This window comes from Xanthomonas sp. CPBF 426, assembly GCF_903989465.1.
Lineage (GTDB): Bacteria > Pseudomonadota > Gammaproteobacteria > Xanthomonadales > Xanthomonadaceae > Xanthomonas > Xanthomonas euroxanthea.
Genome location: NZ_LR861805.1, coordinates 2,758,821 through 2,770,825 on the forward strand (window position 1 = coordinate 2,758,821; position 12,005 = coordinate 2,770,825).

Annotated in this window: 8 protein-coding genes; 6 read left to right on the forward strand and 2 right to left on the reverse strand. The window is 66.5% G+C overall.

Annotated elements, in window-relative coordinates:
- Window position 1 precedes the first annotated feature (1 nt).
- The 3 genes from H7A87_RS11860 (at window position 2) to H7A87_RS11870 (ending at window position 7,039) form a co-directional block, all read left to right on the forward strand.
- Complete coding sequence (locus tag H7A87_RS11860) at window positions 2-4,096, forward strand: CHASE domain-containing protein (RefSeq protein ID WP_119128616.1); 4,095 nt, start codon at window positions 2-4, stop codon at window positions 4,094-4,096.
- Window positions 4,097-4,127: 31 nt separating this feature from the next.
- The gene (locus tag H7A87_RS11865; RefSeq protein WP_119128615.1) at window positions 4,128-5,120 is read left to right on the forward strand and encodes an HD domain-containing phosphohydrolase; all 993 of its coding nucleotides are present in this window, start codon (window positions 4,128-4,130) and stop codon (window positions 5,118-5,120) included.
- 482 nt (window positions 5,121-5,602) lie between these two features.
- A complete protein-coding gene (locus H7A87_RS11870; RefSeq protein ID WP_119128614.1) occupies window positions 5,603-7,039 on the forward strand; it encodes a DHA2 family efflux MFS transporter permease subunit in 1,437 nt (478 codons plus the stop codon).
- 91 nt (window positions 7,040-7,130) lie between these two features.
- Here the strand turns inward: H7A87_RS11870 and H7A87_RS11875 are convergent, their stop codons facing one another.
- Window positions 7,131-7,706, reverse strand: a complete 576-nt coding sequence (locus H7A87_RS11875) for a TetR family transcriptional regulator (protein ID WP_104647918.1) — start codon at window positions 7,704-7,706, stop codon at window positions 7,131-7,133.
- 131 nt (window positions 7,707-7,837) lie between these two features.
- Here H7A87_RS11875 and H7A87_RS11880 point away from each other — a divergent pair, with 131 nt between their 5' ends.
- The 3 genes from H7A87_RS11880 to H7A87_RS11890 all read left to right on the forward strand — a co-directional run bounded on the left by H7A87_RS11880 (window position 7,838) and on the right by H7A87_RS11890 (window position 10,985).
- The gene (locus H7A87_RS11880) at window positions 7,838-8,920 is read left to right on the forward strand and encodes an alkene reductase (RefSeq protein ID WP_115677447.1); all 1,083 of its coding nucleotides are present in this window, start codon (window positions 7,838-7,840) and stop codon (window positions 8,918-8,920) included.
- A 48-nt stretch (window positions 8,921-8,968) separates the two neighbouring features.
- Window positions 8,969-9,757 (forward strand): SDR family oxidoreductase, encoded by a 789-nt coding sequence (locus H7A87_RS11885; protein WP_119128613.1) that lies wholly within the window; start codon window positions 8,969-8,971, stop codon window positions 9,755-9,757.
- 226 nt (window positions 9,758-9,983) lie between these two features.
- Complete coding sequence (locus tag H7A87_RS11890) at window positions 9,984-10,985, forward strand: NADP-dependent oxidoreductase (protein ID WP_119128612.1); 1,002 nt, start codon at window positions 9,984-9,986, stop codon at window positions 10,983-10,985.
- 268 nt (window positions 10,986-11,253) lie between these two features.
- On the opposite strand, the gene H7A87_RS11895 is transcribed toward H7A87_RS11890, so the two are convergent.
- Window positions 11,254-11,550, reverse strand: a complete 297-nt coding sequence (locus H7A87_RS11895) for a hypothetical protein (protein ID WP_119128856.1) — start codon at window positions 11,548-11,550, stop codon at window positions 11,254-11,256.
- Window positions 11,551-12,005: the final 455 nt, after the last annotated feature.

The window sequence follows — 12,005 nt, forward strand, 5'->3', positions numbered from 1 at the left end:
AATGCCGAATGGCCGCTGGGATCTGCGCAGGAAATACGGGCGCCGTGCGTCGATCGGGGCCCTGCTGATTCTCGCCGCAGGTTTGATTGCCGCCATTTTCGCCGGCCTGTCGCTGCAGCGACATAACGACCTCGAGCGCGAGCAGCGTTTCAACTACGTCGTGCGCACGCTGACCCGCAATATCAGCGAGCGCATGTATACCTTCGAACACGGGCTGCGCGGCGCGCGCGGCGCGGTGATCGGCGCCGGCAAGGAGATCATCAGTCGCGACCGCTTCACCCTGTACAGCCGCTCGCGCGATTACACGCGCGAGTTTCCCGGCGTGCTGGGCTACGGCTACATCCATCGCGTCGCGCCCGCCGACGAAGAGGCCTTCCTGCAGGCCGCCCGTGCCGACGGCGCACCGGACATCAAGCGCCGGCCGCTGGAACCCTGGGACGGCGAGCGCTACATCGTGCTGTATTTCGAGCCGGAGTCCTCGGGCAACCGTCCGATCGGCCTGGACATCGCCTCCGAGCCACGTCGCCGCGCCGCTGCACTGCAGGCCGCGCGCAGCGGCCTGCCGATCATGACCTCGCCGATCTCGCTGTCCGGTTATCGCATTCCCAGCGAGAGCGGATTCCTGGTGCTGCTGGCCGTCTATCGCGAAGGCATGCCGCTGCAGACGCCGCAGCAGCGCATGGCCGCCACCAGCGGCTGGGTGTATGCGCCCTTCAGCGTCGAGCAGATGGTGCAAAGCACCCTGGGCGAGCGCGACGACCTGGCACTGGACCTGTCCGACAGGAACGAGCCCACCCACAATTTCTACCGAAGCGGCACGCCGTCCAGCGACAGCGCACGCCGCCCGCCGGTGATCCAGCAGCTGCAGATCTACGGCCGCACCTGGATCATCACCGCCCACCCCACCGCCAGCTTCCTGGCCTCGCTCAACCAGACCTCGCCATGGCTGATGGGCGGCCTGGTGCTGGGCGTGTCGGTGCTGCTTGCGGCATTGCTAGTGCTGTATTTCAGCAATGGACTGCGGCGCGAGGAAGTGCTGCGCAAGCAGATGGAGCTGGCGGCGCTGGTCAGCCATTCCAGCGAAGCCATCGTCGCCGAAACCCCGGACGGAGACATCACCCACTGGAATCCCGCTGCCGAAGCGATGTTCGGCTACAGCGCGGACGAGGCAATCGGCCAGAACCTGACGATGCTGCTGTCGCCGCAGCCGTATGCGATTGCCGACATCGCGCACGCCGACGAACACCAGTCGGTCGATGCCTCCGCGGCGCAAAGCATGCGCCATCGCGACGGGCATCTGGTGCATGTACTGGCCAGCAAGGCCCCGATCATCGAACGTAACGACACCCTGAGTGGGCATTCGCATTTCTTCCGCGACATCTCCGAGCGGGTGCGGTCGCACCAGCGCATCGTCGCGCTCAACGCATCGCTCGAACATCAGGTCGCCGAACGCACCGGCGAACTGATGAAGTTCTCCGCGCTGCATCGGGCGATTCTGGCGCATGCCGGCTTTGCCATCATCGCCACCGACTCCGCTGGCTTTGTCACGCTGTTCAATCGTGCCGCGGAAAAACTGCTGGGCTACAACGCCGACGAGGTGATCGGCCGCCGCAAGGCCGGCCAGTTCATCGAGCCCGAGGAACTGCAGCAGCGCGCGCACATGCTCTCCGAGCAGACCGGCGCGCCGGTGGCGCACACCCTGGAGGCGATCGCCGCGCTGACCAGCCTGGGCCGCAGCGACACCAGCGAATGGACCTACGTCAGCCATGAAGGCCGCCGCCTGCCGGTGCTGCTGACCCTGAGCACGCTGCGCGACGACAACGACCAGGTGATCGGCTACCTGGGCATGGCGGTGGATCTGACCGAACAGAAACTGCACGAGAAACAACTGCGCCTGGCGATGGACGCGGCCAAGAGCGCCAACCAGTCCAAGTCCGATTTCCTGGCCAACATGAGCCATGAGATCCGCACGCCGATGAACGCGATCCTGGGCATGCTGTACCTGCTGCAGCGCAGCGAACTGCCCGCTGCGGCGCAGGACATGGTGACCAAGATCGATCGCTCCGCGCGTTCGTTGCTGGAAATCATCAACGACATCCTGGACTTCTCCAAGATCGAGGCCGGGCGCATCGACCTGGAACGCGCACCGTTCGACCTCAATCAACTGTTTGACAACATCGCCGACCTGATGCGTTCCTCGCTCAGCACCAAACCGGTGGAAATGATCGTCGAACCGCTGCCGCGCGACTGCCGCTGGTTGCTCGGCGATGCGCTGCGCATCAACCAGGTGCTGGTCAACCTGGTCGGCAACGCGATCAAGTTCACCGAGCAGGGCGAAGTGGTGCTGTCGGTACGGCGCTTCCCCAGCGGCGATCCGAACAAGTTCAAGCTGTTGTTCTCGGTGCGCGACACCGGCATCGGCATCTCCAAGGAAAAGCAGAGCCTGATCTTCTCGCCGTTCCTGCAGGCCGACACCTCCACCAGCCGGCGTTACGGCGGCAGCGGCCTGGGCCTGACCATCAGCCGGCGCCTGATCGAGTTGATGGGCGGCGAGCTGGAAGTGGAAAGCGTGCCCGGCCGCGGCAGCGAGTTCTATTTCGTGATCACGCTGGAAAAAGCGGCCCCGCCGCCGGCCCAGCGCGAGCTGCCCGCGCTGCCGCCCGAAGCGATGCCGCGCGTCCTGATCGCCGACGACCACGATGCCGCGCTCAACAACCTGGTGCGCATCGCCACCGAACTCGGCTGGCGCGTGGATGCGGTCGCCAGCGGCCAGGCCGCCTTGCAGGCGATCGAACAGGCCAGCGAGCCCTACGACATCTTCCTGCTCGACTGGCGCATGCCCGATATCGACGGGGTGGCGATCGCGCGGCAGATCCGCGCGCGCGCCGTGCCCGGCCCGCATCCGGTGATCGTCATGGTCACCGCGTACGAGCGCCGCCTGCTTGAACAGCACCCGGAGCAACAGGATCTGGATGCGGTCATGACCAAGCCGGTCACCAGTGCAGCGCTGCACCGGCTAATGGAGCAACTGGTCGACGCACGCCCCGGCGCGCGGCCGGTGACGCCCACCTTCGTGGCGCGCCGCCTCGAAGGTGCGCATCTGCTGCTGGTGGACGACAGCGAGATCAACTGCGAAGTGGCCCAGCGCATTCTCGAGGGCGAAGGCGCCATGGTCACGGTCGCCCACGATGGCGAGCAGGCCGTCAACACGCTCAAGCGCGCCCCGGAGCTGTTCCAGCTGGTGTTGATGGACGTGCAGATGCCGGTGGTCGATGGCTACGAAGCCACGCGGCGGCTGCGGCAGATCCCGGCGCTGGCCAGCCTGCCGGTGATCGCGCTGACCGCCGGCGCCTTTCGCCCGCAACAGGAGAAGGCGCTGGAAGCCGGCATGAACGGTTTCATCGCCAAGCCCTTCAATGTGGAGGAACTGGTCACCGCCATCCGCCATTTCCTGCAGCCCGGCGTGCGGCGCATCCCCTCGCTGCCGCACGAAGCCGACGTCCATGCCGGCCCCGAATGGGAACATGCCGACCCGGAGGTGCTGGATGCAGCACGTGCGCGCAGCCTGTGGCGCGAGCGCGAGCCGTACGAGCGCTATCTGCTCAAACTGCTGCGCGACAACCCCGACCCGGCCGAGACTGCAGCCGAGCATCTGCGCCGCAATGAGCTGCCGGCGATCGGCGCGCTGGCGCACAAGCTGCGTGGCGCAGCCGGGTCGCTGGCCTTGCCGGCCCTGGCCGGTGCCGCCAGCGATCTGGAGACCCGCATCGAGGAAGGCCACGACATTACCTCGGCGCTGATCGCGCTCAAGGACACCATGCAGCGCACTACCGCCGCGATCCATGCCTTCCTGCAACACGCCAGCAGCGACGAGGCGGCAAGTGACGATGCGGTCGCGCTGGACGCAGACAGCGTGCAGATCCTGGAAGCGGCCCTGGGCAGCGACGATGCCGACAGGATCGACCACGCGCTGCTGATCTGCGCGCCACGCCTGCCGCGCACCCTGCAGGAAGGACTGCAGCGTGCGGTGGATGATTTCGACTTCCGTCGCGCCGAGGCCACGTTGCGCGACTGGCAAGCCACTCACCTGCACTGACCGGTCGCCACGCAGGTCGCAAGGAGTCTTCATGGCGCATCGTCCCCTGCTGTGTGTCGACGACGAATCCAGCAACCTGGCCACCCTGCGCCAGTTGCTGCGCGACGAGTTCCCGCTGGTGTTCGCCAAGTCCGGCCGCGAAGCGCTGGAGGCGGTGATCCGCCACATGCCGTCTTTGATCCTGCTGGATGTCGAGCTGCCGGACATGGACGGCTATGCGGTGGCGCGCACGCTCAAGCAGCAACCGGCCAGCGCGGCCATCCCGATCCTGTTCGTGACCTCGCGCAACAGCGAGCACGACGAGCGCACAGGCCTGGAAGCGGGCGCGGCCGACTACGTCAGCAAGCCCTACTCGCCGGCCCTGCTCAAGGTCCGCATCGCCACCCAGTTGAAGCTGGCCGAAAACGCGCGGCTGGCCCAGCAATACCGCGATGCGATCCATCTGCTCGGCACCGCCGGGCAGGGCCAGGATGCCGACACCGGCGCCCATATCTGGCGCATGGCCGCCTATGCGCGGGTGCTGGCCGAAAAGATCGGCTGGCCGGCGCAACGGGCGCAGTTGCTGCAGGATGCCGCGCCCCTGCACGACGCCGGCAAGATTGCGGCACCCGGCGGCCTGCTGCACCCATCCGATACGCTGGACGAACACGAACGCTCGGTGGTGCGCCAGCATCCGCAGGTCGGCCACGCCCTGCTGCGGCACGGCCGCGGGCCGGTGTTTCAGCTGGCTGCGGAGATCGCGCTGCATCACCACGAATGCTGGGACGGCAGCGGCTATCCCACGGGCCTGGTCGGCGATGCCATTCCCGAATCGGCGCGCATCGTGGCGGTGGCCGATGTGTTCGATGCGCTGTGCGGACGGCGCGCCTACAAGGCGCCATGGACGGTGGACGACGCCATGCGCAAGCTCGACAGCATGGCCGGCAAGCAACTGGAGCCGCGCCTGGTGCAGCATTTTCGCGAGGCATTGCCGCAGATCCTGCAGATCATGGACGCCTGGGACGATCCGGCCGCACAGCGTTGATCCACACCATGCGCGCTGCGGCCGCTCCCGGCATCTCGCACCAACAGGGAGCTGTTCTTCTCCGGTCGGGGAGAAAGACGAGCGCCAATGCATTCCTTCTCCGGCCGGGAGAAAGGTGCCGATCGGAAGAAAGATGCGCGCCGGTGCTTCCCTTCTCCCCCCGGGAGAAGGTGGCGCGTAGCGCCGGATGAGGGGACGCCCAGCCTGGCGACCGACTGGCGACCGACTCGCCACACCAATCAGCCACCCGCGCCGTCCGGAACAACGCTGACGGCGATCCGGACGCCAGCGCAGCTCCCTCAGCGTCCTGGAACAGCCCCGGCGCACCCACCTCCAGACACACGCACTGTTACCCCTGCACGCTTGAACCCCGCTGCGCAGCGGCGGACAATACCCATGTTGCGCCGCACAACACCGTGCGACGCGGGCCGGCCCGATCGCCATCTGCGCGCCACCGCTGCGGCCCCGCAACCGAGAGTCCGATGTCCTCCAGCGTGTCCGAGGCCGGCGTCACGCCGCCGCGTTATCCCGATTACCGCATCATCTCGCTGATCCTGGCCTGCGCCATCTTCATGGAGCAGATGGATGCCACCGTGCTGGCAACCGCGTTGCCGACCCTGGCACGCGATTTCGGCGTTGCCGCGCCGGCAATGAGCATCGCCATGACCAGCTACCTGCTGGCGCTGGCGGTACTGATTCCGGCCAGCGGCGCGATCGCCGACCGCTTCGGCCTGCGCCGCGTGTTCGGCGCGTCGATCTGGGTGTTCGTCGGCGGCTCGATCCTGTGTTCGCTGGCCGACAGCCTGCCCACCATGGTCGCCGCGCGCGTGCTGCAGGGCGCCGGCGGCGCGATGATGGCCCCGCTCGGCCGGCTGATCCTGCTGCGCACCGTCGAGCGCCGCCATCTGGTGTCGGCCATGGCCTGGACGCTGGTGCCGGCCTTCATCGGCCCGATGCTCGGCCCGCCGCTGGGCGGATTGTTCGTCTCGTACCTGGATTGGCGCTGGATCTTCTACATCAACGTGCCGATCGGCGTGGCCGGCTTCCTGCTGGTGCGCCGTTTCATTCCGGAAATCCCCACCGAGTCGGCCCCGGCCCGCTTCGATCTGCGCGGTTTCGTGCTGTGCGGTACCGCGTTGGGTTGCCTGTTGTTCGGCCTGGAAATGGTCAGCCAGCAGGACGGCATCGGCACCGCGAGCTGGCTGCTGGCCATCGGCGCCAGCGCAGCGCTGGGGTATCTGTGGCATGCCCGCCACCACCCCGCTCCGCTGCTGGACCTGAGCCTGCTGCGGATCGACTCGTTCCGCTTATCGGTGATCGGCGGTGCGCTGATGCGCATCACCCAGGGCGCACATCCATTCCTGCTGCCGCTGCTGTTCCAGATCGGCTTCGGCATGAGCGCCGCGCACAGCGGCCGCCTGATCCTGGCCACCGCACTCGGCGCACTGCTGATGCGCAGCATCACCCCGCAGTTGCTGCGCCGCTTCGGCTATCGCAACAGCCTGATCGGCAACGGCGTGCTCGCCAGCCTGGGCTACATGGTGTGTGCGTTGTTCCGGCCCGACTGGCCGCCGGCGCTGATGTTCGGCCTGCTGCTGTGCTGCGGCGCCTTCATGTCGTTCCAGTTCGCCGCCTACAACACCATCGCCTACGAAAACGTGCCCACATCGCGCATGAGCCGCGCCAGCAGCCTGTACACCACCTTGCAGCAACTGATGCTCTCGGTTGGCGTCTGCGCCGGCGCGATGATCCTCAAACTGGCGATGCTGGCCGGCGATCATCTGCAACCGCAGCAACGCGATTTCTCGCTGGCGTTCTGCGTGGTGAGCCTGATCTCGCTCAGCGCCACCTGGTGGCACCTGCGTTTCGACAAGGACGCCGGGCAGGAAATGAGCGGGCACCGGGCGTCGAGCGGCTGACACCACCACCGCGCAGCCGGCGGACCTGCGCGAGCGTGACCTGGAATCGGCACGCGTCAGCAGCAAAACGCCGGTGGACAGCCCACCCCGGTCAATTGGATGGCTGCAGCGACGACAGGATCTGGTCGCGACACACCGCAATGATTTCGTCGGCCAGCGGCGAGGCGTTCGGGCACGCCCGCGACAGCACGATGGCGCCGATGGCATGCGCCATCATGCCCAGGTTGCTGGCGCGCTCGGCCGCAGCCTGCGCAGTGCCGGGCGCAGCCCCGCTGCGGTCGAGCGTTGCCAACAGGTTCTCGACCCCGGCAGCAAACGCGTCGCGCACTTCCTCCGGCTGGCGCGCGGCATCGGCACCCAGCGCAGCCATCGTGCAGCCGGTGGCAGGGCTGTCGCGATGTTCGCGCGACAGATAGGACGTCACGAAATCCGCCTTGTCCACCTGCTCGGTCTGCGCGGCGGTGTTGGCCAGGCCGCAGGCCGCCGATTCGGCCATCAGGTCCGCCTTGGAGCGGAACTGCTTGTAGAAGCCACCGTGGGTGAAACCTGCAGCGGCCATCAGATCGGCGATGCCGATCCCTTCGTAACCGCGCTCGCGAAACAGCACCGAGGCCGTCTCGACGACGTGCGCCCGGTTCGCCTGTGCCTGTGCCTTGGTCACTTTCATCGTTGGGACACTCCGTGGTGATGCGCGCCTGGGAAAGCGAGAGCGTACATTGATGTTGACCGACATCAAAGTGTTGACATCTTAGATTTTGATCGTAATCTTTGCCGCTTCCTGCTGTCCGAGCCCCGTCAATGACCCACCCTTCGCTGTTCGAACCTTATGCACTAGGCACGCTGACCCTGGCCAACCGCATCGTGATGGCGCCGCTGACCCGTAACCGTGCGGGCGCCGGCCTGGTGCCGAGCGCACTGGCAGCCACCTATTACGCCCAGCGCGCCTCGGCCGGCCTGCTGATTACCGAGGCCACCCAGGTGTCGCCCCAGGCCCAGGGCTACCAGGACACCCCCGGCCTGTACACGCCCGGGCAGATTGCCGCCTGGCGCGCGGTTACCGACGCCGTGCACGCCAACGGCGGGCGCATCTTCGTGCAGCTATGGCACGTCGGCCGGGTGTCGCATGTCGACCTGCAGCCGGGCGGCGCGGCACCGGTTGCGCCGTCGGCGATCCGCGCGGCGACCAAGGTGTTCGTCAACAACGGCTTTGCCGATGTCTCCGAACCACGCGCGCTGGAGCTGCACGAATTGCCGGGCATCGTCGACGACTTCCGCCAGGCCGCGGCCAATGCGATTGCCGCCGGCTTCGACGGCGTCGAAATCCACGGCGCCAATGGCTACCTGCTGGAGCAGTTCATCAAGGACGGCGCCAACCAGCGCACCGATGCCTATGGCGGCTCGATCGAAAACCGCGCGCGCCTGTTGCTGGAGGTGGTCGCCGCAGTGAGCGAGCAGATTGGCGCCGATCGCACCGGCGTGCGCATCTCGCCGGTATCGCCGGCAAGCGGCATTTCCGGCAGCGATCCGCAGCCGCAATACGACTACATCGCCGAGCAACTCGACGCGCTGGGCATCGTGTACCTGCATGTGGTCGAAGGTGCGACCGGCGGCCCGCGCGATGCGGCCCCGTTCGACTATGCCGCGCTGCGCAGCAAGTTCACCCGCACCTACCTGGCCAACAACGGCTACGACCTGAACCTGGCCAACGCCCAGGTGCGCGCAGGCAACGTCGACCTGGTGGCGTTCGGCCGCCCGTTCATCAGCAACCCCGACCTGGTCCAGCGCCTGCGGACCGGCGCAGCGCTGGCGCCGTTGAATCCGGCCACCCTCTACGGCGGTGGCGCCGAAGGCTATATCGACTACCCGTCCCTCGCCGGCTGAGGCTGTCTCGCCTGGCGTCCTGCATCCACTCTCATCAAGGAATCCTGCATGTCCACGCTTCCCGCTGTCCTCATCACCGGCGCCTCCACCGGCATCGGCGCCGTCTACGCCGAGCGCTTCGCGCAACGCGGCCATGACCTGGTACTGGTCGCACGCGACAAGGCCCGCCTGGATGCGCTGGCTGCGCGTCTGCGCGATGCACATGGCGTCAGCGTCGATGTGCTGCAGGCCGACCTGACCCAGGCCGCCGATCTGGTCGCGGTGGAAACCCGCCTGCGCGAGGATGCGAAGATCGGCATCCTGATCAACAACGCCGGCATGGCGCAGTCCGGCGGCATCCTGCAGCAGGACGCCGAGGCGGTCGACCGCCTGATCGCGCTCAATGTCACCGCGTTGACGCGCCTGTCCGCCGCCGTTGCGCCGCGCTTTGCACAGTCCGGCAGCGGCGCGATCGTCAACCTCGGCTCGGTGGTGGGTTTCGCTCCGGAATTCGGCATGAGCGTCTATGGCGCCACCAAGGCCTTCGTGCTGTTCCTGTCGCAGGGGCTGCACCTGGAGCTGGGCGCCAAGGGCGTGTATGTACAGGCCGTGCTGCCGGCCGGCACGCGCACCGAGATCTGGGGACGCGCCGGTATCGACGTCAACACGCTCAGCGACCTGATGGACGTGGGCGAACTGGTCGACGCCGCGCTGGTCGGCTTCGATCGCCGCGAGCTGGTCACCATTCCGCCGTTGCACGTGGCCGAACGTTGGGACGCACTGGATGGCGCGCGCCAGGGCTTGTTGTCGGACATCCGGCAGGCGAACGCCGCAGAGCGTTATCAGCCGGCAGCCTGACCGGCCGAACGACGCTGCTGCCCCGCAGCGCTCGCCACGGTGAGCGCTGCGGACCTGCATGGAGACGGCACGCAGCCGCACGCGTGCACGGGTTCGATGGATTCACATGGCCCATATGGCGATCAGGCGGCAGGCATCGCTCTGCCAGCGCAGGGATGAAGGCGGCCGGGGCCGGCGTCGTACCCGGCCACACATCCCTACAACTACGGCATTGGACTGGAACCAGATGAAAGCACTCACCTTCAAACGCTACGGCAAGGCTCCCGGCATCGGCTTCAGCGAGCTGGCCCGCCCGACGCTGCAGCCCGACGAACTACTGGTCGAGGTGCATGCCGCGGGCGTGAACCCCATCGACAACATGATTCCCACCGGCATCTTCAAACCCGTGGTGAAATTCGAGCTGCCCGCCACGCTGGGCAGCGACGTGGCCGGGATCGTCATCGAGGTCGGCAGCCGCGTCACCCGCTTCAAGCCGGGCGATGCGATTTTCGCCAGCGTGTTCGATCTTGGCCGCGGGACCATCGCCGAGTATGTCGCGGTACCGGAAAGCGCCGCAGCGTTGAAGCCGGCCAACCTGGAGTTCGTGCAGGCGGCATCGCTGCCGATGGTCGCACTCACGTCCTGGCAGGCCCTGAAGGAACGTGCCGGCCTGCAGCCCGGCCAGAAGGTGTTCATTCCTGCCGGTTCCGGCGGCATCGGCACCATCGCGATCCAGTTGGCAAAACACCTCGGCGCCACTGTCGGCACCACCACCAGCACCGGCAATGTCGCGCTGGTGAACAGCCTTGGCGCAGACGAGGTGGTCGACTACAGGCAACAGGACTTCGAGACCGTGCTGCGTGGCTACGACGTCGCGCTGGGCACGATGCGGGGCGATACGATCGAAAAATCGCTCGCCATCCTCAAGCCCGGCGGCAGGATCGTGTCGCTGGTCGGGCCGCTGGATGCAGCCTTCGCACGCGCACGCCGGTTGAATGTCGTGCTGCAATTCGTCTTTGCCATGATGAGCCGCAAGATCATCCGCCTGGCGAACAAGCGCAACGTCGCCTACGGCTTCCTGTTCGTGCGTCCCGATGGCGCGCAACTGGCGAAGATCGGCGAACTGCTCGAAGCCGGACGCATCCGCCCGGTCATCGACAAGGTCTTTGGGTTCGACCAGGCAAAGCAGGCGCTGGAATATCTGGCCCAGGGCCGCGCCAAGGGCAAGGTGGTCGTCAAGATCAGATAAGGCAGTGAACTGGTCACGGCAATCGGTGCAGACCCACGCATGCGAAAGGTCGCCCCGACGGCGAATGCCATTCAGTCACTGATGACCACACTATCGCGGCATTCGTGCGCAGGTCGCCATCGATGAGCGCCACCTGCGCTGTATCACTCAATCGCTAAACCTTGAGCGCAATTCGGTCCAGCGCATCCGGGTCTCCCGCCAACAACGCTGCTCGCAGCCAGAATGGAGGAAGTCCGACGCCGTTGATGACCGACGTTCGCACTGCACCTTACGATGCAGCTGCAAGACGTTCCTGCAACGCATGCAGCGATTCTTTTCCCGACGCAGCCAGCGCACGCGACGCGTAGAGCAGGCGATCGGTGAGCTCGCCACCCAGGCCAGGTTGACCCGCCTCGCGGGCCGCCTCACCGGCGTGCAGCATCTCCAACACGCCCTGCAGCCCGAGCAAGCAGTGATCGATATGTGCGCATTTGAGAGCCAGGCCAAATTGCATCGGCAGATCGGACCAATGCAGGCCGTTGGTGGCTTCCGCACCACGTGACTCGGACAGGCGACGGAAGAACACGTCCTCACGTGCATCACCATGATCGGCCACGGTATGGGCGGTCGGCTGCGAGGCGGTTGCAGTAGTGGCCGAATGGGCAGGATTGGTACGCGGCATGAGGATCTCCTTGGATAGTGGAGAGCACCGCCATCGTTGACCGGCGCTCGTGCGCCTTGGATTTCGGGCTTCCACACCCGTCTGCAGGATCTACTGCAGCTAAGCGATACTCATCGGACTATTCGAGAGTGTCAAGAAGCCTGGGATTGTTCACCTACTCGCGTGCGTTGTCTGACATGCCTCTGGCATGCAGACATGCTCACAGAAAGGCAGCGCGCGTGTCGTAGCTGACCGGATGTGGACCACGCGATTGGCCGACACCCGGACGACGCATTGGGCTCGCGATCGTACGGAGCAATTCCGCACGTAAACAAGGCGACCCTTGGGCCGCCTTGTGCATGGGCAGACAACTCCATAAC